Source organism: Chryseomicrobium aureum (genome assembly GCF_043182735.1).
GTDB classification, from domain to species: Bacteria; Bacillota; Bacilli; order Bacillales_A; family Planococcaceae; genus Chryseomicrobium; species Chryseomicrobium aureum.
Genome location: NZ_CP171117.1, coordinates 2,306,911 through 2,330,152 on the forward strand (window position 1 = coordinate 2,306,911; position 23,242 = coordinate 2,330,152).

Below are 23,242 nucleotides of genomic sequence, written 5' to 3' on the forward strand. Positions count from 1 at the left end.
TCACAGCTTTTAATGCCATCAGCAAGTTCTGGGCAGTCCTCTAACGTTCGGACAGACGAGATGATGGATCGCCTCCTGTTCATGATTTCGACATCGCGATAATCAAATCCACCACCACCTTTAAGGCATAATAAAAAGCCCTCAACGTGAGGACTCAGTCAATCAATATGTTGCCAATTTCTCGATAATCAGCCATCCATTCTTGATACTTCTTCGTGTTTCGTGCTTTGTGGCTTGCAAAGGTCTTGAGGTCGGGAAGGTCAGGCATACGAGACTTATAACGGATCCATTGCTTTCTGGTATCGTTCTTCTTTGATTTCTCTCGCTGAAGTTCGTTGTATCTCTTGATATTACGTTCAGCACGATTGTCCTCAAATGGCCTGTTTGATTCGACCAACATTCTTTCAATCTCTTCTTGGTCTTCGTAGCGCTCTATCCAAGGGTAAGCACTATGCACACAATGTGCATGGTATGGTGGCTTCTCGAGTAGAGGAGGAAATCTTTCATCTCTTCCACTTAGCGAGTACACCCGCCCTTGATACTGAGCACAAACTGAACAGGTAATACCAACTGAATTGACATAGATCAAGTCAAGATTGTTCTGGACCATGCGATTAATGGCTCCGTCCACGTGAGCTTTGCGCTGATAGTACTGAATAGTTCCTGTCAGATACTTCTCAACCGGAATTCTCGCACCATTCTTAGCAATGATACCGGTGATGCCTGTTTCAGAAGCCTCCGCAATGGCTCTTTTGGTAACTTCTCTTCTACTCTGCCCCTCAATAAGGGACGCACTGTTAGCGGCCTGTACAATTGATTCTAGGCGTTGTTTAACGTCTTCCGCCATGAAGTCAGTGGCTTCTAAGATTGTGTAAAATGCATCATCCACAATCTGCTGCACGGCTCTCCTGTCGATTCCTGTTGAGAAAGTGGCTTGAATGTTTTCAAATCCTTTAATCGTCAACTCATTTATTGTCTCGTCAGAACCTTCTTTATACGATTTCTCAATAATTTTGAGCAACAAGGATGTTGCCCCCTCTTGCATGGAGGCTGTTATCGTCAGCACTTCTTGTAATACCCGCAGATACCTTCTTTGAGTAAGTCCCACAGAGCTCCGAATCATCTGCAACAGACTAAGACTTGCCTGTTCAAAGAGTTGAATCAGCTTCTCCTGATCGTCCATGATTATCCACTTCCAATCTCAGTTCGAGGCGGTTGAACGAAACTTGGATTCATTGAATCCACCATCTGTTCGTTTAAAATCTTTTCAATCTCTTGCTGGATGGCAGTCTCTGACCAATCCGGGTGAAGGTTTCGAACGGTCGTCTCTAATGACTGGACTCCTTTTTCATACTTGGATGCTTCTTGCTCATCATTTTCAGAATCAGCCTTAGGTAGCATGTCCATCCACTCTATGACAGGAGAAGTGACTGTATAGGTCGTTCCATATAGCTCGTTTGAAAGCAGGCTACATTTTCGATACGCGTCTTTTAGCGCATGGTCGAACTTGTCACGGATCGCCTCTGCTTTTATAACCGACTGAATCCATTCATAGAGGATTGCCTTAGCCGACATCGTGCCTCCGACTTTGCCTAATCCGATGGCAGTGGCAGCAGTCTTGGAGACGGACATCATGTAGTCAATCAAACGAGCGACATGTGCAAAACTCTGTTCTGTCTGTGAGTTCCATGTGATATACATGGGTACCGCACCGTTGTTTTCGTCATAGCTGACTACTTCTAGGTCTGCTCCACGCACAAAACGACTACCATAGTTCTTGTCGTTCTGAGACGCCACCGAATCCCATAGCTTTCTTGGGATAGCCAGTTTAGGCTTGCCGTGTTTTTCAAATACAATAGAATCTCGGGTGACTGTCCAGTTGATTTCTTCCTGAATCTCCGGAATGTTGCGTAGCGCCGAACGTCCACGTGGCTGAGTTAATGTCTCGTCATTCGGCACATATCCACACATGAGCTCTCGAATACCTGGGAACAACACATATTCTTCTGTATTCAAATCATATATTTGACTATACTCCGCGAAATCTTTCTGCTCATCAACCGTATCGCCTTGCATTCGGAACACCAATTGCGTGAGTTCAAGCCCTTGGGAAGTCAATCTTTGTCTCTCGACTCTCAAGTACTTGTCTTCTCCATGTTCCTCGGTCCAAGCAAAGTCTGCTCCTAGTTCATCTTCATGCTCATAGAAAAGGTCAGCTTCTTTCCATTCGAACCAAGTCCCTTTGTCTTTGTCTGAGCGCACCCGATATGCCACGCCACCGTCAATCTGATGTTGTACGACTGCTGGCCATAATTTGTTCTTGGTCTTTGATAGGTTGCTTACCGACTCAACAAAGGCGAGAAGCTCTTCAGATTGTTCGGTATCAGCAGAAATATTACCGATTGACCGATTGATTAGATCAGCAGGCAATTCGACAATAGATGATGAGATGTTGATGATCACATAGTGCGTCTCTGAATTCTGTCGTGCTAGCTTGGCCTTCAAGTTTTTAAAATATCGATAATTGTAGCGACTCATCTTATATTGCGAGCGCAATGTCTGCTTGCCAATCTCGTTTGCTCGGGGAAAGATCTCCCTGTGGTTGCCATCATAGAGATCACGAAAGAACATCATGTGCTCGTAATCTTGGTCAAATGGCTTTGGTGGAAACGATTGTTTCAGATAATCGATTGTCATGTCATCTCACCCCTTCTCATACGCCACTTACCAACCAAGCGGCCGTTCATGTGTATAAACCAATTCTTCCTCCGTTGCCATTGCAAGTGCGACTGCATCAGCGCGGTCAGGAGATTCCACACCACGCTTCTTCATATCTTCTTTACGTTCCAAGACGATTCGTCCCTTACTCGACATCTTGTACTTCCGAGTCGTCAACTGGCTGATGAGCTTGTCATCTTTGGGTAGTTCCAATGTCGGCTCTGTTCCCTGCATATAGTGACTCAGGTTCTCTTGCAACCTGTCCCGTATTGCCGCCCAAATCTCAGTACCTCGATTCTCGTAATGGTCATAGTCGATTGCTTTACGACCGTTACCAATGGGGATGATTCGAATAGCAAACGGGAACAGCTCATCACGGATAATTTCCTCCAATTGATCCGTGACACCACCGCCAACTCCGTCATCATCAATCTTGATGAGTACTTCAGTGATGTATTGGAATCTTGAGTGAAACTGTCGTGCCATTTGAATGATTCGGCCTGCAGTAGCTGTTGTGCTCTGTTTGTGATAGCACTCAAGCTCGAACACCTTTCCACCATAGAATGGAGCGAGTACCGTCTCATCATCACCATAACGGGCAATATCCGCTCCGATGTGTAATGTTCGACCGTATGGTTCAACTGCTCTCTCTGTTGCAGTCTCCGCTAGCTCAAGAGAGATGAACATGTCCGGCTCCGACTTCGGAAACTCACCGAACACACGAATGCGGACGGCATCCGAATCTTTGCCATACTTCCGGATGAGACGTTCAATGTTCTCTTTACTCGCTCGTGAACTGTCATAGCTGCTCACCTTGTGGGTTTTGTAATCCTGACGGTCCTTGTGATGTGAATCGTAAAAAGCCCCACTCGTTCGAGTAGGGTTTCCGCACATCAGCAATTTATTTTCAGGTCCTGAGAGTGTTCCAAGGATTGCCTCCATGATGCTATCAGCAACACCAGATGCCTCATCCACTATGAACAGCATGTAGTCCTCGTGAAACCCCTGCATGTTCTCTGGCTTTGTAGCCGTTCGTGCGGTCGCAAACCAACGTTCCTCGTTGCCGACCATATAGACCTTCGTCTTGGTCCACTTCAAGAAGTTCTTCACCAAAGATGATTCGAGCCACTTGGCAATCTCGGCCCATAAGACATCATTCAATTGCTGACGTGTCGGTGCAGTGCAAACGACTTTAGGATTCGGCCTGCAGCAGAGATACCAGATGGCTGAGATGGCTTCCACACCGGTCTTACCTACCCCTTGTCCTGAACGAACAGAGACATACGGATGATTCGCTAGATCGGTGAGTACTTCTCGCTGCCACTTGTCAGGTGTGAAATTCAGAATATCCTCAGCAAAAGCCACTGGGTCATCCCAGTAGACATCAATCAGGTTGAGCAACACGTTATAAGGTTTACTCGACATCTCCACTCACCCGCTGACTCTTCCGTTTTTCTGCCACTTCTTTGAGTGCTGACACCCAATCATCCGCATCCGAGTTTGAAGCGCCTGAGTTGATACGTGCAATCTCAGCACGTGTCTTTTCAATACCGACGGACATTGCTTCCAGTTTCAAACGACGTTCGTCATCATCTGTTGCCATCTCAAGAAATTGTTTTATGAGTGACCGAAGCTCACCCATGGCCCTCGATTGTGCATTGATGAAAGTGGCCTGCTTGTCCCAAGCAAACTGAATCTCCCACTCCTGCTTCTCGGTGACTCCGAAATCATCTTCTCGTCTCTCGACCTTCTTGATCTCTTTCGTGATTTCATCCTTGTCTTCAACGAACATGATTTGCTGGGCTCTGACGATAGCAGCGAACTGCAACTCTATTTGCATCCACAACAAATCAACGGGTTCAGAGCCGGCAACCATGCTCATTATTTCTAAGGTTTCTTGTGGCATGTACCTTGAGAACAAGCCATGCTTCAATGCTGCAGTGTTTCGTTCTGTAAACTTCTTAACAGGACTAGGATTACCACTACGCTTCTTTTTCTGTGGCTTACTCTTCTGTTTTGTAGTACTACATTCATCTGTTTGCAGTACTGCATTCCATTTATCACGACTCTTCCAAGCACTGATGGTCTTCTCAGGTACGTCTAGCATAGTGGCTAAAGCACGGTTGGTTATCTTGCCTTGACTGTTCTTCCACAACTCGAACGCTTTATCACGATTCGGGTCTCTGGCTCTTGGCATACTACTTCACGTCCTCATCTCCAATCTTTTAGGATGTGGCTTTTTTAAAAGGAATTTATAATTTTATGTCGAATTTACATATTAAAGGAGGTGAAAATTATTGGCTAATGATGTTTCTGTAAGTCCTACACCAATTCAAAGAAATAAATTCGACGTCGCTGTAGAATTAACAGCTTTAGAAGGTACAGTGTTTGGATTTGAAAACCATGTCGATATTGAAAAAGCTTTTGCAAAGTATTACTCGCTTGCAACCAAGCTTGAAGCTCATCGACGTAGTGATAATCTTGTGAATTTCTTAAGCGAAGATCTAAAAAAACATTTTGAATAGTAATGATTTCAGCAAGGTTTATGCCTTGCTGTTTTTTCTAATTTACAATCAATTTCGTTATCTTTTAAACCTGATGCAAGACGATGCCTAATCGATTCACCATCTCTTCATCATGTTCTTCAAATCCGGCTTCCACAAAGATTGCATGAAGTAACTCATGAATGAATACTTGCCACTTCTTGTCTGCTGGCAGGCTCTCTTTCACACGGATCTGTGCGAACGGATAGATGACACACCCTAACATTTCAGGTTCTCCAATGAATTCCGCCACTTCTTCCACCTTATAATCGATACCGGCCACTCGAACACTTTTAGGCAGCATGTTAATCATCCCCTCTCCAATTTGAAATGCAATAAAAAACATCCCGAAGGATGCTTTACTTTTTAGGCAATGACTGCCATTTATTTTTAAGCCACTGTTCAAACTTGTTCTCTTTGTCACCTTCATAAGTATCATAAATTTCTGGTTTCTTTTGCCTTAGGGCCGCTTTGAAATCATCGAATGTATGATTTTCAGGTAATGCGTTTTTTACTGGACTCAATTTTTTATCTATATCTTTAATCAAGTTACCCTTTTTCTTTTTTGGTAATTTAACTTTTTCGTCAAACGATTGGAGTTTTATAAATGCAGCGTGTTGGACTTTATAAACTTTGTCTCTCATCATTCTGTCCCATAAGATATCAATTGATTGTCTACACTTCCAATTACCTAACTCCTCCACGGCATTTAATCTTGTTCTCCAATCATCTTGTCTCTTTGCATTTCGTTTCAACTCATCAATATTTTCAGGAATGCCTTCATGATATTGCATATTATTTCCCCCTTTGAATCGTAAGATTCGACACAAAGGAGTTTAATTCCTCTTTTTGTCAGCTACTAAAACCGCGCCGACCTCCCTCCCATTTTAGCGTCAGATTTTTTTAGGTTGCAAATAAGTATATTTTGTACACTTTGTACTATTTGAATTTATCTAACTCACCGAATAGAAGAAATGTTTCAATTAACTCACTTTGTATCATCTGCTCTAGTATTTCTTTTTTGCATTTCTGCACCTGCGCCTTAGACGTCATTAATTGTGCAGCAATCTGTCGGTGAGTTTGACGGTCCAATAGACAATCATAGACGATGTTTTGGAATTCAGACTGAAAGCTGTCAGCCAGTGACTCTAAAATATAAACCTCAGCTTCATACCTGTTTAGCCTAGCTAGTCTTTTATTTTCAAGTGAGTCCAGATTTTTCAATTCATCTATACTCTTACCCTTAGAACCTTTTGGCATTACAGCTTCAATGCCATATTGAGCAACTCCCCAGGTAGACATGGGGAGAGAACCACCATAAATTCGATTCTGAAGTCTAAATATTTCAGATTGCATCCAGCCATAGTCCTTTATCATTTGATTCGCCATGTCCATCATCTGATTACGCTGATCTAATTCTCGGCAAGCCAATGCTATCCCCCCTATCGTTTTCGCTTCGTGACACCGTTCACTTTTCGATATGTAGGACGATGACATCCCATCAGTTCTTCGATATCTCGCTTAGTCAGGCTTTCTTTTGGCCTCACGACTTTATCAGCAACAATCTCTTTCAATTTTTTTGTGACCAAACCTTTTTCAATCAGTTGTTCTTGAAGCGTTCTCATGACAATCACTCCTTTTCAATAAAAAAGAGGACACCTCAACGAGCGCTAAATTGCGCCGGTCAAAGTGTCCTCCAGATGGCTGGTGGGACATGGTTATGTTATAGATTTAAATACTATACTTGAATTCAATTTATCTTTGTTAATATGCGCATTATTGACATCCGACTTCATTTCAAATTCAACTCTATGCCTTACTCTATCTAAATCTGTATATTCAATAAAAAGAGAAAAAATTGGAGTTGGCGCATTAGGTAATAAGGGAGATTGTTCCTTGTAAATTCCACTTATAAATATCATAAAATAAGTGGGGGTTTTTACTTCCAAAAATAATCCTGGATCAATTTTGTCCGCATAGTTTACAAAGTTTTTACAAGTAAGATTGGCTTCTCGAGAAGCAAGTCTATCCTTAATACCAATCGAGTAAGGGTAATCTTGATCTAAGACTTTAATAGAGTAACTAGTTGAGTCGAAATAAACTTTATTATTCCAATATTCACTTAGCTCTTCTATATTCTTCAGTGAGTACCAATAACTAATATCTATTGCAGTAGTACTCCCCAAATTATATATAGGAATTGTAAGATTTGAAAACCTTTTATCGATTTTTTCACCTGTAAACCAATCTGTTAAAATGCTCGGAAGATCAATAGCGAAAGATTTCCTTACTGGGGTAATATAAGGCTTCCTATTAATTTTAAATTGTTTATGCTGATAATAAATAGCAACGATTGCAACGATGACTGCTAAAAGGGAGACTAAAGCTGCCATTAAATCAGGTTCGATTTTTTTTGATAATAAAGAAATTGATATTAAAATCGAAGAAAATAAAATGGAAATGATTAAGAACACTAATAATTTTTTATAATCAGATGACGCAATTTTTTGACGAAAATACTTATTATCTGTAATTGTAAAAACAGTCATATAATATAATAAAATGATATTGATAATCAGGGATATACCCAGTCCTATTGAAAATATTTTAATCACCTACTAAAGATAACTTTATAATAAAGATACAGAATAAACGCTATACTTGCCCGTTCAAGATATACTTAAAATTGATACTAGAGGTTATAATAACTTTTTCAAATTTAAGAAGGCTAAAACTTCACGCTCTTTTTCTTTACATTTAAAATATTTCATCAAATCTTTCAACACCTCAATATTCATACGTGTCCCAAAGTTCGTGTGCATGATATGAGGTTTTTTTAATTTATGAAATGATAGAAGGCTATCTTCAATCTCAAAAGATTTAAAAGCATCCATTGCATGAGCTTCTTTTGAAAGAATGTTATATATTAACTCATATTCATCTTGAAACTTCATATACTCACATAAAGCATAAAAGGTTTTTAGCTTTTTGTTGCTAAGAACGTTGTACCACTTTTCTGAAAGTCTCTTGAACTCAAGTTCACCTAACATCATTTGTCTTATATGATCAATGTCATAAACTTTAAGTTTAGAAATCAATTTCTCGTTAACTTGTTCTTCTGACATACCAATAAATTTACGCAACTCCCTACCTCTTCGGTTTGTTTGAAGAAGCTTTTCTCCAATCTCATATTCAGAATTCTTTTTTGAATAAAGATACCTTTTAGCTCTGAAAACGGTTTGATCCTCTAGAATAAATCGAAGAGAAACGTAATTCTCAAATAGAGACCTTAAAGCAGAATCGAGTGCATAATGATTATCTGTTTCAATAAGTTTAATTATAGAGTAGTTTAATCCATTAATATTTTGAGCTAATCCCATAATCACAGCCTCTACCTCTGTCATTTGAGGCTTAGGTGTGACGTCCATATATGTCTTTTTAAAAGCATATTCAATAGAGGATTCAAATTGCTCGGTAACAACCTTATATCTTTTCAGGCAAAACTCTTCGAAGCTCAAAACTCTTCCCCCGTTTCCCTCCGCATGCGCTTAACTTTCCCCTGGTGCGTGACGATCTTGTACTCGCCATGAGGTGGTAGTTCTCTCAGTTTCGCCTTGCCGTCACTGATGACCACGACACAACTTTCTGGTATTTCCATTATATCAATATTTAGGCACATTCGCTCATCTATCTGCAAATCTTTTTCAATCACACAACCAACCTCCTAGCCCCCGAATATCCCATTCTTCCGCGGCTTTATCTTTTTGAGTTCTGCTCGGTCCATGATGAGCAGTGCAACCTCTAGTGGCTTGCGACGTATCTGTTTAGATATCTCTTTGAGAGACTCCCCTTGTTCCCAAAGTTGCTCGACCTTCTCAACCTGTCCAGTGGTAAAAGAAAAGTCGACGTCGATGCTATCTGAGTCAAACGCGATGTATTTCATCTGCATTGTCATTACTTAGCCTTCCTCTTGATTTCTTGATGGCCGCGCATATGTGAATCATGTGTGAGTGTGTATCGTTGCCCACTGATCATCACGACAGTAGGCACTCCCTTCTTGGCTTTCATGACCGTGACGATTGGGCGATAGCGTTCTGATTTAATGCGTTCTCTTTTCAACTCATGACCTCCCATTCATTTAAAAGAGTGATAGTTGTTCGGGTTCTGCTGAATGTTCTGCAAATGACCTTAGGTATTCTCCAAAGGCCTTATGACCTCCGGGGAGATTACCAATCGTTGTGAATGCATCGTGAGGAAACTGGCTGATGTATTCGCTTGCCTTACCTTGAGCCCACAAATTAAACTCATAAACTACTACACCGTCGTTCGGTTTCAGCCCCAGTGATTTGATGTAATACACGAAGTAAGGATTAACTTGCTCCTCGTCAAAATGATGTTCTTCTAAGATGATGTAGATTCGGTTTCCTTTAACATCTTCGTTGTACTTATCTATGTCTAGATTGTCACCTGTTTTCAAACACTTTTGCTCTAAATAATGAACAAAATAGACATGTGTATGGTTAGGGTCAAAGTGCTTTTTTTCTAGCAGCATTAGATCACCTGGTTCTTGTTGAGTTCTAACTTTCCGCATGCCTGACACCATAATCCACCCTCTGCATCATTGAAAGTCTTCTCTTTTTCAGCATCGATTTCAGCATCGCACGCCACACAATAGTTCACGTCGGCATCCCTAAGCTCTACCTCTACAAATTCAAAATGCTTCGTAATATGCGTGATTCCAAAATTACAGATACAATCATCCCCATAAAGCTCTTTCATTTTCTTTTCGTAATTAGTCATATAATCGATTTGAGCTTGTTTATCCTTAATGATTGTTGCTTCTTGCAAATCAACCGTTATGAACTCATCATCTTCCGAATCGTTCAAGTAATAGTTTTCGTTATCCATATACTCCTCTTTGAATTCATCTTTCAACCTTAAAACCCACGCTGATTCCATTTGATCTACCTCCTCATTTTCACTACTGGGCTTAATCTTCGTACTGCATGTTAATATAATTCATCCTGCCAACCGTATTTTTTAGCTGTTTCAATAAATAAAGGCTTTCCATACCACCCATAATTATCGAAATCCTCTAACCCTTCTTCTAAGACCCAATTCCAAAACTTAACCACTTCAAACATAATTCCTGTTGAAATTCCTCGCTCATTTTCAGCTTTCTCCCAACCGAATAAAACATCCTTTTTCAATTGATTTAAAACGTTTTCTCTAGTGAAAGGAATTGCTTCGTGTTTACCTACATATTCAGGTTTCAAAGTGATACCAATTTTCTCTAAGTCTTGCTCTTCAACAAATTGAACTAATCGGTGTATATCTCGACCATCAATGCAATCTGATTTATGGTTTTCAATAATAAAGTCTAGTGTTTTCATTATTCATTCTCCTTTTTATTCAACATAATGTGTCATTTGTCCGGTAACTCGTCCTCGTTCTTCCGCAATTCCTCCGCTAAATCAAGCGTGCAATCACTATAGCCCTTGTTATAACCGTGGTAATAGGATTTCTCAGAGTAGAGGCTGTTGGCTATCCAGCCGATGAAATAGGCAGCTATTACTAATGCGATCGTCCACATCATCGGGTGTCCTCCACGAAATTTACTTGTACGTCTATATGAACACTTTCCTCTTGAAGCAATTCTTTCAAGGCCTCTAAATAACGATGTTTGGCATAGTCTTTTAACTGAGTGCTCAAGACTTCACTTTTTACAATTTCATTCATCGTGAGCTTTTGTTCTTCGCTATGAATCGATGTGATTTTGATGTCGACAACTGATTTGTATGTCATTTGGCGTCCTCCAATAACTCAGGATTTTCAAGTGCATTTCCGATAACAGCAACTTTCTCAGAATCCCAGTGTTTATTAAGGGATGGGCCTCTCATTCGTCCTTCAAAATTTACATAGTCCCTTTTGATACAAAATGCTCCATTTTCAAATGTAACTTGGCTAACGAACTCGATTGTGTACTCTTCGTGGTCGTAGTCTGAAAACTCTTCATAGGTACCTCTGACAATGTCTCCCTCATAAATCTCTTTTCCGTTCTTATCCTTCAATCCTATATACTGCATTAAATCTTCTTGCGGTCCGCCAATGTGAGTATCTAACTTTAGGCCGATATAAAGCATTTGTTTATGAACTTCATCCCAAGCTCTGAACTTAATCTCCCTCAATAATATCCCCTCGTCCCTTTTGAATAATTGATTAGATCCTGTAGCTCGTAATGGTGGTGTTTGCACTTGTGGCATTGGTAGAAAGCAAGGTTAGGCAAGATTGATTCAACTTCAACACTCAAAACGTTTGGAAAATAGCAGTGCTCACAGAAAAATACTAGGTCCACTCGCTTTTGCTTCTCCATACACTCAGCTCCCTTTTCTCCGCTTGCCCTGCTGTACGGGGATCCCATTCTTGTTGCTGTCACTCGCAGCGGTTGTTCTCCGTGGCTTCGACTCCTTATAACCCTCTAGATAGAGTTGTAGCATCTCGTCTTTCGTGAAATGACCACAACGCATGAGCTTTTCTTTGCCTTCAAACCGGTAGAAATAATGGACCTGCATACACATCCCTCACCTTAGAGTCATTTGCGCACCCATTGTCGATTCTTTGCATCAAATTCCACGACTATTAGCTCGATGCCAGTAGTGGATTCAAACAGTTTCTTGCGTATCGGGAACTTCGCATCTGCATAGCCCTTCACGTCAATGACCTCTTGATAGTCGTCTTGATAGGTCACTTTGAAATCAGCCGTGTAGATGGCTCCCTGTTTCATTCTCTTGCCGTTTCCGTTGCAGAGGCTACATTTGTTCAATCGTCCAGTAGCCTCGTTGACGACCTTTCCAGCTCCTCTACAACGCTTGCATTCCACTTCAAATGGTTCGATGATTCGGTAGACTGGTTGCAGTTCGATATGTTTTACATTCGGGTCGCCCAGCAACACTTTGTAATAGCGTGCCTCTGTGCCACTGTCGAACGTGATACCCTTGAACTTCGCTTTTTTCGATACGATGCTCGGTCTACCTTTTCGCTTTACCTGCCGTCTTGTAGTCATTAGGCATCCATCTTCAGTGCAAGGAGTCTCTGGAAGCATTCTTGACAGATGTTGCTCCCTTGATTGCGCAACGGCCTCCGTGGATTCTTGCATTCGACACATACAGTTGGTGACGTTAGAATTTTCCGACGTTTAAAAGCCAAATTAATTCATCCTCTCCGGTTTCGTCTGTTGCTTGCCTTCCCTCGTTGCACGTTGATGTAATACTGTTGGTCTGGATTCAATTGCCTGCGAAGCGCTTCAATCTGCCGTCTTTGGCGTTTAGTGACGCGTACTAGGTGCGCTACACGCTTTATGAGTGATTTGATTTCTTTCTGTAGTCGCTCGTTGTCGGTCATTTAATAACCACCGTCCTGTCGTTCGTGGTTGATCTTGTTCTTTTCGTAATAAGCGGTTTCGATTTCTTCCCAAGAAAAACCTAGAGAATGTGTTAGTAGCAAGAAGTGCCTAAACATTTCGCGATAATAATCTTCTAACTCATTTGATTCAAAAAGTGCGATTCGGTAATATAAGTCACTGAATCGTCGAAGGGTATCGCCATCCGTCCATATTTCCTCCATCTGACTTAAATCGGTAAAGCCCGTTTCATTCCCAATCGATAGAATAAAATGCAGCACATCAACAGTTTCTTCAAGTAGTGGGTTGCATTCTTTGAAATCCTGAAACTGAGTACCGTCTACATTTGTACCGAAAATAGGTCTTATTGATTTCGTGACAGGATTTCTATTTTGACTCCAAAACTTAAAGCCTCTCCATTCGTTTGCCATCTCACCTAACTCAACTTGTAGCGCCAATATCTTTTGTGGCAATCGGTTCTCACCTTCTGTACGTGGATGCTCTTGCTCAATCCGTTCGTCCAGTACACGCTGTGCTTCAAAAAGCTTTGTTAGATTCATGCACTTTTGCCTCCTCGTATTGGGCGTTAGTGTCGTTGGTGATTCGTCCGATATCCGAAGTTGTTAACCAATCATCACTTTTTTCTTGGTAGTAGTAATGATTATGGGATTTTTCTTTTATTGTGAAACGTTTATTGGTCGAGTAACATGCTCGTTTACTTTCATATGAACCTGCTACAATCATCCCCACCACTACATCATCCGGTTGTACCGCTTGTTCGAACTCCGATACATCCAAGCCTAATGCTCGACCAAGTGCGATAGCTTTTCCGATATGCTCGTTGAATACATCGTGTGGATGGCATTTGGCGCGCCCGATGTGAGTAGGTTTTTTCGCTCTCTTTTTCCCAAATTCGAGCCAATAGATGACCGCTGTTACTTTTTCGTTCTTAATAGCAAATTCAGTTTCGTACCAATGATGTTTTGCTGTTGAGTTGCCATGCACTCTATCTTGATTATGTTCATCACCTTTTCGTACCGCTTGCCGTGCCTCCACAAATAGTTTCGCCTTCTCGATGATCGCGGCGCGTTTCTGGTTGTTTGATTGTGGAAGATTGGAATGTTTTGGTGTTGCTTTAGCAATCGATTCAGTCAACTTCTTCACATCTACTTCAATTGTCATATTCTTTACTGGTTGACTAAGCACTTCCACAACCTTCTTCAGCTCCGCCACTTCTTTTTCGAGTGCGCTGATGCGTTGGTTTTTTGTCTTCTTTGGTTCTATTTTCTCGAGGTACTTTAGTTCCTCGTTTTTGATAAATAATTCATCTCCGTCATAGTCTGTTACATATACACCAAGACTAAATATCTTTGTTACTACGGTTTCAAAACCTTTATATGCCTCACATGCTTTAATGTTTTCTGGCTCCACAATTCGAACTCTGTCCCCTTGAGATAATAAGATCATTCGAGCGCCTCCTCTGGCTTGATTATTTGATATCTACTTGTTCTTTAAGCTCCAACATGTCTACGAAGAATTGGCAGGATTCGAGTGATCCAGAGTGCAACACTCTTCCGTTGTTCTTCAAGACCACTGACTTCGTATTTTTGGACTTTGATTGCTCAACTGGTGTACCTGGTCTAAGTTCGCCCATTCGCTTTTCTCCTTTTTGTCCCATGAAATTAACACGGATAGCCCTCATGTAACTCATCTTGCTTATCCGTGTAAAAGTTTTCTTGATACATTGCACACTCTTCGTTGTCGCATTTGTATATGTCACCCAACTTCTCAAACCCTTCACGCATTGGATTGCCTAATCCGTAATAGTCATGACAATGTAATTCTTTTTCGCAATATGGACATTCCATGAATTCCACTCCTATTCTCCACACTTTACAAAATATAATTTTCTACAAACCAATCATAAAAACTGTTTAATGCCTCATATTTTTCTGATTCTTCGTTATCAATTGCATGTTCTAAACGTTCGTTTAATTCATCAATAATTCGGGCACTTATGTTTCTATCCATTCTATTTTTCCTCCTTTGTCCGTTTACTCACCCTACCTCTTGCAGCAGGTGTACTTTCTCCGGGTCCTCAATCCAGCAGACGATCATGTCCTCAGCCTGCTGATAGTTGCAGCCGGTCTTCGCCATGAGCTCGCCCATAGCCATATAAAAATGGCGTTTCGTGTCAGCGTCAATGTTCCCTGTATTCTTGTGGTCGTTGGCAATCAGCATGAGTCGTTTCATGATGGGTTCAATGTTTTTCATAGCGGCCTCCTATACCTCGATTTGTTTAATGCGTTTATCCGATGTTTCCTTGAAATTGATTAGAGCGATAGAGCCTTGCAAGCGACTGACGAGCTTGGCGTCATACATCTTCGTGAGCTCTCTTTTGCTGAGATTTGTAGTAACAATGGTCGATTTCCCCTGTCTTGCATTGGAGATGGCGTATAGGATTCTGAGAGTAAAATCAGATGCGGTCTTTTGTGTACCGGTTCCACCTGTCTCAGCTCCTAGATCGTCCAGTACCAGATAGTCGACCTTTGATAGCAAGTCCACAAAATAGTATTCCGAATACTGACTTTCTTTGTTGTCAAAACTATTTCGGATGAGTAGCAACATCTCGTCCACACTAACAAACAGACAGCTCTTGTCCTGCTCTCCCCATTCGTTCAGGTTCTGCAAGATACTCATGGCCAGATGGCTTTTCCCGACTCCTGGCATTCCAGTGAACCATGTGTTGAACACTTCACCTTTGCGGTATTTCTGGAAGACATTGATGGCCTTTTGCTTGTTGGCGGTCTCTTCGGGATCAGCTGTCTCGTAATTGCCGAATTTTGCGTCAAATAACTTCGTGTCTTTCAAGATGCTCTTAGTAGCAAGCGTCCGGTAATCACGTCTGCTCATGGCTCTCTCGTATTGTTCAAGCTGCTCTTTAGCCAGTAGTTCATTCTGAGCGTCTCGTTCGCATAGTGGGCATACTTCTTCACCTTGCACCATGATGAACTGGACCACTTTCTTTCCGTGCTTTGTGCAGGTCTTACCAGTCGACTCCAGAATCGTCATTCGACTTTTGAGGAGTTCCCCCAGACTTTCCATGCGTACTCGCTCCTTTCGGTTTCGTGCTATTTGGGTTAGTTAGAATCCTAGTGACGTAGGCAAGGTTACGACCTCCATAGATGACAGCCTCTTTCATGGCAGCAATCACTCTGGTCTCTCCAAACTCGTCAATGAGTTTACCTAGCTTTTCACCGATTGTTGCGGATAATGTGCCGAATCCTTCTTCCTCGAAAAACTGAAATGGATTTGATTCGCGCGCTTTATCATCTTCTTTAGTTTCGTTTTGTTTATGTTTATGTTTAACTAATGTGGTTACTGCGTGACCGCTTTGTGCCCGGTTCGTGTCCGGTTCGTGTATCGTTCTGTGACCGTCTTGTGTATCAAAACTAACCATCGAGTAACTTCCTGCTTTATTCACTCGACCCGATTTCTTATAAAGAATTCTTTCGGAGTTTATCAAGTTGCTCCTTGCACGATCCAACTGCTGTCTGGATAAACCTGTTTTGGCTTGAAGCGCTAAATTAGCGACTGTAAACTCATCTTTCCAGTTAGTTTTATTGTTAACGGCCATCAATGTGTACCAGAGAACAATTGCCCCACTGTCTAAAGGATTCGTGTCCAGCCATTCATGAAAAGCGTTCAGCTCTTTCAGGTAATTCATATGTTCACCACCAAACTTTCAAAAATAAAGGGGCTAGAGCGCCCCTAATCTATAACAACTTGCCTTGCGGTTCTTCTGGTCGTTCTGGTGCTTTGGTTTCTTGTTGTGGTTCATTCTGCGGGTCGTCAACGACACTGAAGTCTGTCACGTCGATGACCTGGCTCATGTCTTCGTTGATTTCCGTCTTGATCGTGCTGTCAGCTTCGACAGTCTTTTGTAGTTCGATTGATTTTGGAGCGTATTTGAGGACCTCTTTCAATACTGTCTTCTTGGCCATGGCGTCGTAGTTCGTCTTCCATGGGCTCGTCCAGCCTTTCTGCACCGCTTGTGAGAACTTTTGGGCATGTTGGTCAACACGTTCCTTTGTCCAGTAGACAAAGTCATAACCGCCATTTTTCAGGTGATAGACTGCATAGTAGCCGATTGGTTCTCCGTTCGGCTCTTGAGATGGAACGTGAACTAGGTCTTTATTGAGTCCATAGCTAAAACGGAACTCGTCGTTTGCGTAGACCTCGTGGGCGTAAATAGCTTTGTATTGACCGCTACGAGTCGCTAGGTCGATGAGTCCTTTATACGAGAGCTGGAACTGTACCTGTTTCCCATAAGGGATGAGATACGCCTGTCCAAGTCCAGTGTTCGGCTCGACTCCTAGTTGTGCGGATTGCATGACTGCTGCCATGAACGACATTTGGTCGCATTCTAGAAGTTTTGGGGTAGTACGGACGGCTGTAAGTGCGATACGTGCGATTCGGTCAGCGTCCATATGTTTCGGTAGTGCACGTTGGATCTCTGGGCCCATGCGTTTCAACATGGCGTTCAATGTCTGTTCCGGTGTCGGTTGTTTCTTTGCGACCCCATTAGATTGTTGTGCAAGTTGTTGTTTTACCTTTTCGTTTGTTGCCATTAGTGTTTTCCTCCTTATTGGATAGCGAATCGTCGTGATACTGACGGCTTCGTGTATTGTTGGTAGATTTCCGGTTTCTCAGCTTTCAATGTCTTCGTATCGATACGGTTGCTGGTGACATTCGACCATTTGACTGTACGGCTACCGACGTGCCCTATTTCGTTCTCGCCCATCTGCGCCTTGATCTGGTTCTCAATCTCTTTCTTCTTGGTCTCAAGCGCTGTGATGTCCTCGATATAGGCGTCACGTGCTTCAATGAGCGTCTCGACTGTCTTGTCTAACTGAATCTCACTCTTTGGCTCTGCCTGCGGATATAAGGCTTGCAGTAGTCTAGTAGAAGCCTCTGAACCGTCAAACTCGGGTGGGTTTTTCTTGATAACATGGTTTGCCCAGAAATCACCTTCTAGTTTGATGAGGTATTCGATGATCTCCTCGTCACGCTCGATGCGTTTGAAGATGAACTTGTTCCCTCCCAGGAGAACTGCAATCCACCATGCGTCATAGCCGGTTACGGCCATGTAATGTTGAATCTGGAGAAGATACGGTGTAGGGACCTCGTCTCCCTCCCACTCACCTTTCAGATATTCGCTTGCCGTCTTACATTCAAGACCTTCTTTCTTCCCGACGATCATTCGGTCCACGTTTGCTAGCATGTAAGGGTGTTTCGGGTGCTGCAGGATTGCAAAGCGGTTACGGACCTTCATGCCAGTGCGTTTCGTGAACTCTTGTGCAACGACATCCTCTAAGAGTGTGCCGAAGTAGGCCGCCTCACTTGTGATGTCTTCAATAGGAGATTCTCCAATCTTGTCTAAGTAGACACCCATCGGCGACTTGTATTTGTTTAGCCCGGCGATTGCTGAGACGTCACTTCCACCGATGCCTGCCATTCGTGCTCGTAGCCATTCCTCTCGTGAGAGGTCTTTTGTGGCTAGAAGTACCTGTGCTGCTGTCATAGTGATTTCCTCGCTTTCGTGATATACTGTTGTCAAAGATATTTTTTCTAAGCGACTGTTGCTGCAGTCGTTTTTTATTTGAGCCATGTCAGTGCTTCATGCAAAGTTTCAAACTGTTTTTTGTGTACATAGCCTCTCCGATTGTCTACTGCTATCCAGATATCTTTCTGGTAGCTGATAAAACGACCTAATGGTTTACGTGCATCAATGATTCTTTGTAGTTTGTCATTCTTGATGATGATTGGTAGAACTAACAAGTTGGTCACCAACTTTCTTCTTCGATTGCAATGCCTTGGAGTATCAAATGGTCTGCTAGACATCCAGGTGAGCAATACACCTCGTCTTCGAACACCACTGCATAAGCGCCCCTTGCAATTTCCAAACAACATTTTGGGTTTCCGCACTCTGTCGACTGGATAAAGTGATCGCTAGGTAGTCCATAACCAGTGACCATTGTGTTTTCAACCTCCATATCTGTTCACATCCTCTCTGTGGGTGAATCCCATCAAGGAACCTACAAACCCAGGGGTGAATTTATAGGCTCCTTGACGAGAGCCAGTAGCTCCGTCATAATAAAAGGTACATACGGTAACACCTGCTGAATGACTTTGCCCAGTCGTTCAGCTTTTTTTATTGCCCACATCTCTCCATATAGCACTTGCCAAGAGCGTGATGATGATACCCATGATCACGAGCGTCCAAATTTGTCCTAGGTCTGTCATGTGTCCATCCCTCCGAACTTTCGAGTCATGATTTCAGCGTCAAAACCAAGTGTTTGGAGATTGCTAACGAGTTCTTTCATTGCGTCGCTAGTCTGCTTTTCTTTCTTGAGCTTACGAAGAGTTGCGATTGATTTCTGTGCATCTCGTAGAAGTGACTCTGCTGCATCTAACTCACCGTCTCTAATTTGAACCAAAGCCTCGTATGCGCAATCGACGATGCAATGATGTTCCTTTACTGCTGTTGGGTAATGTTGCATCAGATAATCATTTGTTTTCATCCAAGCCATCCTCTCGCCTTCCAACGTGGTATACATGCAGCAATGCGTTTTTTAATTGAGATTTTGTATTCGCTCTGTAATTGGATCAACAGATTGTCGATGAACGTCCGAGCATCCAAAATCTCGTCTATCAGATTGCCGACGTTCTCACGCTCGGTCTTATCCAGTTGTTGCGGTGGTTTGACCAGACACACAGCTCGCATCGTCCGAATCGCTTCCTCCATCTCACAAATGGTCATCTGTTCAATTGCCAGTCGATGGCGTTCTAAGTTTTTCCCGCGAAATACTGGCGGAGTATAGCCACTTGAAAACTCGAACATGATGTCTGTGATGTACTCTGGATTGTCGTACGTTCTAATGCTTTCTTGTGCGATGTCTTGTGGCATGTTCCTGCGTCCGGTCTTCATATGGCTTCCATGTTGACGACTGACATTCAAGTCCATTGCCAGTTGACTACCGTTCAATTCCTCACTCTTCATGAGCCGTTCGATTGCTTGGCCGACTTTCGCCGACTTCTTGATTTCCATGATGATCCACTCCTCTTTTTTGGATATTCGACACCCACACTGCTACAGGCACCTGTCTTATAATGAAGTTAAGTCGTTGAGACTAATGTCGCTTTTGTTCTTTTAACCACTGGACTAGAAATTCTTCTGTCTCTCTAGCAGGCATCAACCACTTCTTCCCGACCTTGTATTTCGGAAATTTTGGATGATAGAAGAAATGTTCTTTAATAAACGGCTCGCTCATGTTCGTCTGTCTGCAAAGCTCTTTCAAATCCCAGAACGTGTGACGATGTGTCAGCTCGTTCAACTTCCTCGCTATCTCAGTTCGGATGATTTCATCTACAGCGTCCGTCTCAACATTTACTGAGATCATATGTCCAACCTCCCATCTGGGCGTCTAGGCGCCCTCCTCATTCATCCAACCGCTTTCCGTGGCACCCATGATTCGATATAGGCAATGGCCTTCAACATCTCTTGGCGTTTCAAGTCTTTATAACTCGCAACTCCGAACCGGTCTTTGATTTCACGATGTAGTTCCGCAAACAACAAGCGTTTGTGTTCTTCGTTACTCGCGACCTCATACACTTTCGAACCAATCAAGCGCTGGATGCGTCTCTGTTGTCCGTGGTCCAGTGTGATCTGGTTCTCCACTTTATCTCGAAGCTCTACAATCTCCGATTTGATTTCACCAATCTCTTTATTGGCATCAAGCGTCAATTTCATAGCAGCCATCAACTGCTCTTTTTCAGATAGAGGCTTGATCTGCTGTTGCAAACGGTAGTAATCATCAACGAGCATCTCGTAGGCATCCCATGCCTTATCCGTACTCAATGATTTGGCATGCAACCATGCTCCCTTCTCAGTCCAGAGATAAAGGATTGATGCGAATTTTAGGTTGGGGTCAATTTGACGTGACCCTTTAAACTCACGAAGTTCTTCACCAGATAGTGCGAAAAAATGCTTTCCTTGCTCGTAGCGTTCTGAGTTTCGTTGAAAGTTGCGATTGATCATCTTCGTGTCAGTACCGTATGCCTCTGCCAATTGATTAGTAGTCAGAACACGGATGCCGTTCTGCTCGATTACTGATAGTTGCATGTTTCATCTACCTCCCATTTCGTGTTATCAAATGCGAATTGATATCCCTTGAACCGACAATAGAGGCGCGACTCTTGCATCTCCTTTTCCAGTTCGTCAGGAGTTAAAGTCTTGGTCTGCTCAGTAGTAGAGCGCTGGATGTGGACTTGAATCCTCCCATTCTCGGTATACCGAAGTGGAGTGAATGTTATTTTTGCCATTATGTCTCTCCTATCCAACATTTTTAGACGAATCGTCTAATTCGTTTTCAAAAAAAAGCTCATCTACTTTAGAGTCGAAAAATTTAGCAAACTCCCCTGCTAATTTAAAATTTGGACTTCTTATTCCAGCCTCAATTTTATAGTAGTGAGATGCTGATATTCCTAATCTATCGGCCACTTCTTGAACGGAAAGATTTCTGCTTAAACGAATTTCTTTAAGTTTTTCACGCATAAGATTAACCTCCCTTCCATTTAGACATTTTGTCTATAAACCAATATTAATAGACATTTTGTCCAAAGTCAACTAATAATTTTCCGTTTTGTCCAATTTTATTTTATATATGGACAAATAGTATAAAGTGAATAATAAAACACGTTATTAAGGTGGTGAGACTATGTTTGGCGCAAAACTAAAAAAGTTAAGAGAACGTGAGAATCTCTCCCGAGATGAGTTTGCTAAAAAAATCGGAATTACTTATGCAGCATTGTCAAAATATGAATTAGATTTGCGACAACCTGACTTTGAAACATTAACAAAAATAGCCGACTACTTTGAAGTTTCTACAGACTACTTACTTGATCATGATGTTAGTGGTTCCAAAAATACTGACTCTCTCACTCCATATCAGAAAGAAGTAATAGATTTCTTTAATTCACGAGAAGATTTATTCTTTCATGATCACCCAGGAGATATCATGGACGCTCTTGAGCAATTTGAAATCTATTATGAGATTTGGAAGAAACAACAACAAAATAAAAATAAGTAAGGGGATATGATTTATGAAGGTGAAAATGCCGTGGTATCTAAACATCTATTTTATTCTCATGTTTTCGATAATTTCGATTTTTGCTCCTTATGTAATTGTAATCCCTATCACTTTATCTATATTTCACTTCTTAAAAGAAAAGAAAATCATTTTACTGGCTTCCAAGTATCAAACACTTCTTGATAATGGCCTAAGTGAAAATGATGAAACTGCTACGATTATAGAGAAACAAAAAACTGCATTAGAGAAATTAAACAGTGAGATTACTCTATCAGAACAAGAATTAAACGCAAAAAAAATAACAGCTAACAAGGAAATAGCAGATCTAGATGTAAAGATTAAATCTTTAAAAGAGCAATACATTGAACTAGATGAGTTGGTAATGATGCAGGATTTTGGTTTGTATGAACCAAAATATGATTTGATAAATTCAGAGAAATACAAAATTCGACTTGAAGAAATAAGAGATATTCAAAAATCTATGATTAAGAATGAAAAGGCCGCCTACTTCAACCCAAATTGGACTGTGGATGGTAGTAAAGCTAAAGGTCGAAAAATGAATAAAGACAGCGTTAAATTAGCTCTGAGGGCTTTTAATAACGAGTCTGAAGTTATAATATCTAAGGTAACGGTTGCAAATATTTCTAGTAGCGAAAAACGTATAATCAAATCCTATGAGTCAATTTGTAAATTGTTTGCCACTACAGGAATTGGAATACATCAAGAATATCTAAAGTTGAAACTCGCAGAACTTTATTTAGCTTTGGAGTACGCACAGAAAGTCGAAGAGGAAAAAGAAGAACAACGTCAAATCAGAGAACAAATGCGTGAAGAAGAGAAAGTTCGTAGAGAAATAGAACGACTGAAAGACAAAGTAATGAAAGAGGAAACACACTTCTTGAATGCATTATCTAAATTAGAGTTCCAAAAGAAAGATGCAACTGATCAGCAGCTGATTGAACTTGAATTAAAGATCAAAGAGTTACAAGAAAAGCTTCTTGAAGTAGAAAAAGTAAAAGAAGATGTTTTAAATCGAGAAAGAAATACAAGAGCAGGATACGTATATATCATTTCAAATATTGGTTCGTTTGGAGAGGATATCTATAAGATTGGAATGACACGAAGATTGGAGCCTATGGATCGTGTAAGGGAATTGGGAGATGCATCTGTTCCATTTTTATTTGATGTGCATGCGTTAATTTTTAGTGAAGACGCACCAAAATTAGAGAATGTATTACACCAGACTTTCGCTCATAAACGACTAAATTTAGTAAATGAAAGAAAAGAATTCTTCAATGTAACAATAGAAGAAATTAAAGAAATTGTTGAAAAGAATCATGATAAAACTGTTGAATTCCAGATGACTGCACTGGCAGAGCATTATAGAGAAAGTGAGTCATTAAGAAAAAAACAATTGGTAACTACATAAT

At 41.5% G+C, this 23,242-nt stretch carries 41 protein-coding genes; 3 read left to right on the forward strand and 38 right to left on the reverse strand.

Annotated features, from left to right (window positions below; genetic code table 11):
* Positions 1-154: 154 nt before the first annotated feature.
* From ACF3OH_RS11955 to terS, 4 genes are read right to left on the reverse strand one after another with little or no spacing between them, the layout of a single operon-like run.
* The gene (locus ACF3OH_RS11955) at positions 155-1,183 is read right to left on the reverse strand and encodes a phage minor capsid protein (protein ID WP_392454817.1); all 1,029 of its coding nucleotides are present in this window, start codon (positions 1,181-1,183) and stop codon (positions 155-157) included.
* 2 nt (positions 1,184-1,185) lie between these two features.
* Positions 1,186-2,697, reverse strand: coding sequence for a hypothetical protein (locus tag ACF3OH_RS11960; RefSeq protein ID WP_392454818.1), 1,512 nt, complete (start codon positions 2,695-2,697; stop codon positions 1,186-1,188).
* Between the two features lie 27 nt (positions 2,698-2,724).
* Complete coding sequence (locus ACF3OH_RS11965) at positions 2,725-4,143, reverse strand: DEAD/DEAH box helicase family protein (protein ID WP_392454819.1); 1,419 nt, start codon at positions 4,141-4,143, stop codon at positions 2,725-2,727.
* The gene (gene terS / locus ACF3OH_RS11970) at positions 4,133-4,915 is read right to left on the reverse strand and encodes a phage terminase small subunit (RefSeq protein WP_392454820.1); all 783 of its coding nucleotides are present in this window, start codon (positions 4,913-4,915) and stop codon (positions 4,133-4,135) included. Before terS ends, ACF3OH_RS11965 begins: the two co-directional genes overlap by 11 nt.
* A 100-nt stretch (positions 4,916-5,015) precedes the next feature.
* Here terS and ACF3OH_RS11975 point away from each other — a divergent pair, with 100 nt between their 5' ends.
* Complete coding sequence (locus tag ACF3OH_RS11975) at positions 5,016-5,243, forward strand: hypothetical protein (RefSeq protein WP_392454821.1); 228 nt, start codon at positions 5,016-5,018, stop codon at positions 5,241-5,243.
* A 64-nt stretch (positions 5,244-5,307) separates the two neighbouring features.
* On the opposite strand, the gene ACF3OH_RS11980 is transcribed toward ACF3OH_RS11975, so the two are convergent.
* The 34 genes from ACF3OH_RS11980 to ACF3OH_RS12145 form a co-directional block, all read right to left on the reverse strand.
* Positions 5,308-5,565: an ImmA/IrrE family metallo-endopeptidase gene (locus ACF3OH_RS11980; protein WP_392454822.1), complete on the reverse strand. Its 258-nt coding sequence runs from the start codon at positions 5,563-5,565 to the stop codon at positions 5,308-5,310.
* 55 nt (positions 5,566-5,620) lie between these two features.
* On the reverse strand, positions 5,621-6,055 hold the full coding sequence (locus ACF3OH_RS11985) for a HEAT repeat domain-containing protein (RefSeq protein ID WP_392454823.1): 435 nt from the start codon (positions 6,053-6,055) through the stop codon (positions 5,621-5,623).
* 145 nt (positions 6,056-6,200) lie between these two features.
* Positions 6,201-6,692 (reverse strand): sigma-70 family RNA polymerase sigma factor, encoded by a 492-nt coding sequence (locus ACF3OH_RS11990; RefSeq protein WP_392454824.1) that lies wholly within the window; start codon positions 6,690-6,692, stop codon positions 6,201-6,203.
* 11 nt (positions 6,693-6,703) lie between these two features.
* Positions 6,704-6,886, reverse strand: coding sequence for a hypothetical protein (locus ACF3OH_RS11995; RefSeq protein ID WP_392454825.1), 183 nt, complete (start codon positions 6,884-6,886; stop codon positions 6,704-6,706).
* Between the two features lie 93 nt (positions 6,887-6,979).
* Complete coding sequence (locus tag ACF3OH_RS12000; protein WP_392454826.1) at positions 6,980-7,876, reverse strand: hypothetical protein; 897 nt, start codon at positions 7,874-7,876, stop codon at positions 6,980-6,982.
* Positions 7,877-7,960: 84 nt separating this feature from the next.
* A complete protein-coding gene (locus ACF3OH_RS12005; protein WP_392454827.1) occupies positions 7,961-8,779 on the reverse strand; it encodes a DUF5677 domain-containing protein in 819 nt (272 codons plus the stop codon).
* Positions 8,776-8,940, reverse strand: a complete 165-nt coding sequence (locus ACF3OH_RS12010; protein WP_392456772.1) for an XtrA/YqaO family protein — start codon at positions 8,938-8,940, stop codon at positions 8,776-8,778. Before ACF3OH_RS12010 ends, ACF3OH_RS12005 begins: the two co-directional genes overlap by 4 nt.
* 45 nt (positions 8,941-8,985) lie before the next feature.
* Positions 8,986-9,216 (reverse strand): hypothetical protein, encoded by a 231-nt coding sequence (locus ACF3OH_RS12015; protein ID WP_392454828.1) that lies wholly within the window; start codon positions 9,214-9,216, stop codon positions 8,986-8,988.
* On the reverse strand, positions 9,216-9,380 hold the full coding sequence (locus ACF3OH_RS12020) for a hypothetical protein (RefSeq protein ID WP_392454829.1): 165 nt from the start codon (positions 9,378-9,380) through the stop codon (positions 9,216-9,218). The genes ACF3OH_RS12015 and ACF3OH_RS12020 overlap by 1 nt, the downstream gene beginning before the upstream one ends.
* A gap of 19 nt (positions 9,381-9,399) precedes the next feature.
* Positions 9,400-9,813 (reverse strand): hypothetical protein, encoded by a 414-nt coding sequence (locus ACF3OH_RS12025; protein WP_392454830.1) that lies wholly within the window; start codon positions 9,811-9,813, stop codon positions 9,400-9,402.
* Positions 9,813-10,220 carry a hypothetical protein gene (locus tag ACF3OH_RS12030; protein WP_392454831.1) on the reverse strand — a complete coding sequence of 136 codons (408 nt, stop codon included), beginning with the start codon at positions 10,218-10,220 and terminating at the stop codon, positions 9,813-9,815. Before ACF3OH_RS12030 ends, ACF3OH_RS12025 begins: the two co-directional genes overlap by 1 nt.
* 50 nt (positions 10,221-10,270) lie before the next feature.
* Positions 10,271-10,654 carry a hypothetical protein gene (locus ACF3OH_RS12035; RefSeq protein ID WP_392454832.1) on the reverse strand — a complete coding sequence of 128 codons (384 nt, stop codon included), beginning with the start codon at positions 10,652-10,654 and terminating at the stop codon, positions 10,271-10,273.
* 32 nt (positions 10,655-10,686) lie between these two features.
* Positions 10,687-10,857 carry a hypothetical protein gene (locus ACF3OH_RS12040; protein ID WP_392454833.1) on the reverse strand — a complete coding sequence of 57 codons (171 nt, stop codon included), beginning with the start codon at positions 10,855-10,857 and terminating at the stop codon, positions 10,687-10,689.
* Positions 10,854-11,066, reverse strand: a complete 213-nt coding sequence (locus tag ACF3OH_RS12045; RefSeq protein ID WP_392454834.1) for a hypothetical protein — start codon at positions 11,064-11,066, stop codon at positions 10,854-10,856. Before ACF3OH_RS12045 ends, ACF3OH_RS12040 begins: the two co-directional genes overlap by 4 nt.
* Positions 11,063-11,449: a YopX family protein gene (locus tag ACF3OH_RS12050; RefSeq protein WP_392454835.1), complete on the reverse strand. Its 387-nt coding sequence runs from the start codon at positions 11,447-11,449 to the stop codon at positions 11,063-11,065. The genes ACF3OH_RS12045 and ACF3OH_RS12050 overlap by 4 nt, the downstream gene beginning before the upstream one ends.
* A gap of 404 nt (positions 11,450-11,853) precedes the next feature.
* A complete protein-coding gene (locus tag ACF3OH_RS12055) occupies positions 11,854-12,324 on the reverse strand; it encodes a DUF1064 domain-containing protein (RefSeq protein WP_392454836.1) in 471 nt (156 codons plus the stop codon).
* 338 nt (positions 12,325-12,662) lie between these two features.
* Positions 12,663-13,220 carry a dUTP diphosphatase gene (locus ACF3OH_RS12060; protein WP_392454837.1) on the reverse strand — a complete coding sequence of 186 codons (558 nt, stop codon included), beginning with the start codon at positions 13,218-13,220 and terminating at the stop codon, positions 12,663-12,665.
* The gene (locus ACF3OH_RS12065) at positions 13,198-14,127 is read right to left on the reverse strand and encodes a hypothetical protein (protein WP_392454838.1); all 930 of its coding nucleotides are present in this window, start codon (positions 14,125-14,127) and stop codon (positions 13,198-13,200) included. The genes ACF3OH_RS12060 and ACF3OH_RS12065 overlap by 23 nt, the downstream gene beginning before the upstream one ends.
* Positions 14,128-14,149: 22 nt before the next feature.
* Positions 14,150-14,314 (reverse strand): hypothetical protein, encoded by a 165-nt coding sequence (locus ACF3OH_RS12070; protein ID WP_392454839.1) that lies wholly within the window; start codon positions 14,312-14,314, stop codon positions 14,150-14,152.
* Positions 14,315-14,342: 28 nt separating this feature from the next.
* Positions 14,343-14,528: a hypothetical protein gene (locus ACF3OH_RS12075; protein WP_392454840.1), complete on the reverse strand. Its 186-nt coding sequence runs from the start codon at positions 14,526-14,528 to the stop codon at positions 14,343-14,345.
* Between the two features lie 25 nt (positions 14,529-14,553).
* Positions 14,554-14,691 (reverse strand): hypothetical protein, encoded by a 138-nt coding sequence (locus tag ACF3OH_RS12080; protein ID WP_392454841.1) that lies wholly within the window; start codon positions 14,689-14,691, stop codon positions 14,554-14,556.
* 27 nt (positions 14,692-14,718) lie between these two features.
* Entirely contained in the window at positions 14,719-14,934 is a 216-nt protein-coding gene (locus ACF3OH_RS12085; RefSeq protein WP_392454842.1) for a hypothetical protein, read from the reverse strand.
* Between the two features lie 9 nt (positions 14,935-14,943).
* Positions 14,944-15,765: an ATP-binding protein gene (locus tag ACF3OH_RS12090; protein WP_392454843.1), complete on the reverse strand. Its 822-nt coding sequence runs from the start codon at positions 15,763-15,765 to the stop codon at positions 14,944-14,946.
* Positions 15,707-16,387: a DnaD domain-containing protein gene (locus tag ACF3OH_RS12095; RefSeq protein WP_392454844.1), complete on the reverse strand. Its 681-nt coding sequence runs from the start codon at positions 16,385-16,387 to the stop codon at positions 15,707-15,709. The genes ACF3OH_RS12090 and ACF3OH_RS12095 overlap by 59 nt, the downstream gene beginning before the upstream one ends.
* A gap of 49 nt (positions 16,388-16,436) precedes the next feature.
* Positions 16,437-17,291: a recombinase RecT gene (locus ACF3OH_RS12100; protein ID WP_392454845.1), complete on the reverse strand. Its 855-nt coding sequence runs from the start codon at positions 17,289-17,291 to the stop codon at positions 16,437-16,439.
* Between the two features lie 14 nt (positions 17,292-17,305).
* On the reverse strand, positions 17,306-18,244 hold the full coding sequence (locus tag ACF3OH_RS12105; RefSeq protein ID WP_392454846.1) for a YqaJ viral recombinase family protein: 939 nt from the start codon (positions 18,242-18,244) through the stop codon (positions 17,306-17,308).
* Positions 18,245-18,318: 74 nt separating this feature from the next.
* On the reverse strand, positions 18,319-18,510 hold the full coding sequence (locus ACF3OH_RS12110; RefSeq protein ID WP_392454847.1) for a hypothetical protein: 192 nt from the start codon (positions 18,508-18,510) through the stop codon (positions 18,319-18,321).
* A complete protein-coding gene (locus tag ACF3OH_RS12115) occupies positions 18,507-18,716 on the reverse strand; it encodes a hypothetical protein (RefSeq protein WP_392454848.1) in 210 nt (69 codons plus the stop codon). Before ACF3OH_RS12115 ends, ACF3OH_RS12110 begins: the two co-directional genes overlap by 4 nt.
* Positions 18,717-18,962: 246 nt before the next feature.
* Positions 18,963-19,244 (reverse strand): hypothetical protein, encoded by a 282-nt coding sequence (locus ACF3OH_RS12120; protein WP_392454850.1) that lies wholly within the window; start codon positions 19,242-19,244, stop codon positions 18,963-18,965.
* Positions 19,241-19,771: an XRE family transcriptional regulator gene (locus ACF3OH_RS12125; RefSeq protein ID WP_392454852.1), complete on the reverse strand. Its 531-nt coding sequence runs from the start codon at positions 19,769-19,771 to the stop codon at positions 19,241-19,243. Before ACF3OH_RS12125 ends, ACF3OH_RS12120 begins: the two co-directional genes overlap by 4 nt.
* Before the next feature lie 82 nt (positions 19,772-19,853).
* Entirely contained in the window at positions 19,854-20,123 is a 270-nt protein-coding gene (locus ACF3OH_RS12130) for a group-specific protein (protein WP_392454853.1), read from the reverse strand.
* A gap of 41 nt (positions 20,124-20,164) precedes the next feature.
* Entirely contained in the window at positions 20,165-20,845 is a 681-nt protein-coding gene (locus ACF3OH_RS12135; RefSeq protein WP_392454854.1) for an ORF6N domain-containing protein, read from the reverse strand.
* A complete protein-coding gene (locus ACF3OH_RS12140; RefSeq protein ID WP_392454855.1) occupies positions 20,830-21,045 on the reverse strand; it encodes a hypothetical protein in 216 nt (71 codons plus the stop codon). The genes ACF3OH_RS12135 and ACF3OH_RS12140 overlap by 16 nt, the downstream gene beginning before the upstream one ends.
* A 10-nt stretch (positions 21,046-21,055) precedes the next feature.
* Positions 21,056-21,277 carry a helix-turn-helix transcriptional regulator gene (locus ACF3OH_RS12145; protein ID WP_392454856.1) on the reverse strand — a complete coding sequence of 74 codons (222 nt, stop codon included), beginning with the start codon at positions 21,275-21,277 and terminating at the stop codon, positions 21,056-21,058.
* Between the two features lie 163 nt (positions 21,278-21,440).
* On the opposite strand from ACF3OH_RS12145, the gene ACF3OH_RS12150 reads away from it, so the two are divergent.
* Both ACF3OH_RS12150 and ACF3OH_RS12155 read left to right on the forward strand, forming a co-directional pair.
* The gene (locus ACF3OH_RS12150) at positions 21,441-21,812 is read left to right on the forward strand and encodes a helix-turn-helix domain-containing protein (RefSeq protein WP_392454857.1); all 372 of its coding nucleotides are present in this window, start codon (positions 21,441-21,443) and stop codon (positions 21,810-21,812) included.
* A 13-nt stretch (positions 21,813-21,825) separates the two neighbouring features.
* Positions 21,826-23,241, forward strand: a complete 1,416-nt coding sequence (locus tag ACF3OH_RS12155) for a DUF4041 domain-containing protein (RefSeq protein WP_392454858.1) — start codon at positions 21,826-21,828, stop codon at positions 23,239-23,241.
* Position 23,242: the final 1 nt, after the last annotated feature.

Excerpts from the sequence above, each read along its gene's own strand:
- ACF3OH_RS11955 (WP_392454817.1), bottom strand. The coding sequence starts at position 1,183 with ATGGACGATCAGGAGAAGCTGATTCAACTCTTTGAACAGGCAAGTCTT.
- ACF3OH_RS11960 (WP_392454818.1), bottom strand. The coding sequence starts at position 2,697 with ATGACAATCGATTATCTGAAACAATCGTTTCCACCAAAGCCATTTGAC.
- ACF3OH_RS11965 (WP_392454819.1), bottom strand. The coding sequence starts at position 4,143 with ATGTCGAGTAAACCTTATAACGTGTTGCTCAACCTGATTGATGTCTAC.
- terS (WP_392454820.1), bottom strand. The coding sequence starts at position 4,915 with ATGCCAAGAGCCAGAGACCCGAATCGTGATAAAGCGTTCGAGTTGTGG.
- ACF3OH_RS11980 (WP_392454822.1), bottom strand. The coding sequence starts at position 5,565 with ATGCTGCCTAAAAGTGTTCGAGTGGCCGGTATCGATTATAAGGTGGAA.
- ACF3OH_RS11985 (WP_392454823.1), bottom strand. The coding sequence starts at position 6,055 with ATGCAATATCATGAAGGCATTCCTGAAAATATTGATGAGTTGAAACGA.
- ACF3OH_RS11995 (WP_392454825.1), bottom strand. The coding sequence starts at position 6,886 with ATGAGAACGCTTCAAGAACAACTGATTGAAAAAGGTTTGGTCACAAAA.
- ACF3OH_RS12010 (WP_392456772.1), bottom strand. The coding sequence starts at position 8,940 with ATGTGCCTAAATATTGATATAATGGAAATACCAGAAAGTTGTGTCGTG.
- ACF3OH_RS12015 (WP_392454828.1), bottom strand. The coding sequence starts at position 9,216 with ATGACAATGCAGATGAAATACATCGCGTTTGACTCAGATAGCATCGAC.
- ACF3OH_RS12025 (WP_392454830.1), bottom strand. The coding sequence starts at position 9,813 with ATGCTGCTAGAAAAAAAGCACTTTGACCCTAACCATACACATGTCTAT.
- ACF3OH_RS12030 (WP_392454831.1), bottom strand. The coding sequence starts at position 10,220 with ATGGAATCAGCGTGGGTTTTAAGGTTGAAAGATGAATTCAAAGAGGAG.
- ACF3OH_RS12035 (WP_392454832.1), bottom strand. The coding sequence starts at position 10,654 with ATGAAAACACTAGACTTTATTATTGAAAACCATAAATCAGATTGCATT.
- ACF3OH_RS12040 (WP_392454833.1), bottom strand. The coding sequence starts at position 10,857 with ATGATGTGGACGATCGCATTAGTAATAGCTGCCTATTTCATCGGCTGG.
- ACF3OH_RS12045 (WP_392454834.1), bottom strand. The coding sequence starts at position 11,066 with ATGACATACAAATCAGTTGTCGACATCAAAATCACATCGATTCATAGC.
- ACF3OH_RS12055 (WP_392454836.1), bottom strand. The coding sequence starts at position 12,324 with ATGACTACAAGACGGCAGGTAAAGCGAAAAGGTAGACCGAGCATCGTA.
- ACF3OH_RS12060 (WP_392454837.1), bottom strand. The coding sequence starts at position 13,220 with ATGAATCTAACAAAGCTTTTTGAAGCACAGCGTGTACTGGACGAACGG.
- ACF3OH_RS12065 (WP_392454838.1), bottom strand. The coding sequence starts at position 14,127 with ATGATCTTATTATCTCAAGGGGACAGAGTTCGAATTGTGGAGCCAGAA.
- ACF3OH_RS12070 (WP_392454839.1), bottom strand. The coding sequence starts at position 14,314 with ATGGGCGAACTTAGACCAGGTACACCAGTTGAGCAATCAAAGTCCAAA.
- ACF3OH_RS12075 (WP_392454840.1), bottom strand. The coding sequence starts at position 14,528 with ATGGAATGTCCATATTGCGAAAAAGAATTACATTGTCATGACTATTAC.
- ACF3OH_RS12080 (WP_392454841.1), bottom strand. The coding sequence starts at position 14,691 with ATGGATAGAAACATAAGTGCCCGAATTATTGATGAATTAAACGAACGT.
- ACF3OH_RS12085 (WP_392454842.1), bottom strand. The coding sequence starts at position 14,934 with ATGAAAAACATTGAACCCATCATGAAACGACTCATGCTGATTGCCAAC.
- ACF3OH_RS12090 (WP_392454843.1), bottom strand. The coding sequence starts at position 15,765 with ATGGAAAGTCTGGGGGAACTCCTCAAAAGTCGAATGACGATTCTGGAG.
- ACF3OH_RS12095 (WP_392454844.1), bottom strand. The coding sequence starts at position 16,387 with ATGAATTACCTGAAAGAGCTGAACGCTTTTCATGAATGGCTGGACACG.
- ACF3OH_RS12100 (WP_392454845.1), bottom strand. The coding sequence starts at position 17,291 with ATGGCAACAAACGAAAAGGTAAAACAACAACTTGCACAACAATCTAAT.
- ACF3OH_RS12105 (WP_392454846.1), bottom strand. The coding sequence starts at position 18,244 with ATGACAGCAGCACAGGTACTTCTAGCCACAAAAGACCTCTCACGAGAG.
- ACF3OH_RS12115 (WP_392454848.1), bottom strand. The coding sequence starts at position 18,716 with ATGGAGGTTGAAAACACAATGGTCACTGGTTATGGACTACCTAGCGAT.
- ACF3OH_RS12120 (WP_392454850.1), bottom strand. The coding sequence starts at position 19,244 with ATGAAAACAAATGATTATCTGATGCAACATTACCCAACAGCAGTAAAG.
- ACF3OH_RS12125 (WP_392454852.1), bottom strand. The coding sequence starts at position 19,771 with ATGGAAATCAAGAAGTCGGCGAAAGTCGGCCAAGCAATCGAACGGCTC.
- ACF3OH_RS12130 (WP_392454853.1), bottom strand. The coding sequence starts at position 20,123 with ATGATCTCAGTAAATGTTGAGACGGACGCTGTAGATGAAATCATCCGA.
- ACF3OH_RS12135 (WP_392454854.1), bottom strand. The coding sequence starts at position 20,845 with ATGCAACTATCAGTAATCGAGCAGAACGGCATCCGTGTTCTGACTACT.
- ACF3OH_RS12140 (WP_392454855.1), bottom strand. The coding sequence starts at position 21,045 with ATGGCAAAAATAACATTCACTCCACTTCGGTATACCGAGAATGGGAGG.
- ACF3OH_RS12145 (WP_392454856.1), bottom strand. The coding sequence starts at position 21,277 with ATGCGTGAAAAACTTAAAGAAATTCGTTTAAGCAGAAATCTTTCCGTT.
- ACF3OH_RS12150 (WP_392454857.1), top strand. The coding sequence starts at position 21,441 with ATGTTTGGCGCAAAACTAAAAAAGTTAAGAGAACGTGAGAATCTCTCC.
- ACF3OH_RS12155 (WP_392454858.1), top strand. The coding sequence starts at position 21,826 with ATGAAGGTGAAAATGCCGTGGTATCTAAACATCTATTTTATTCTCATG.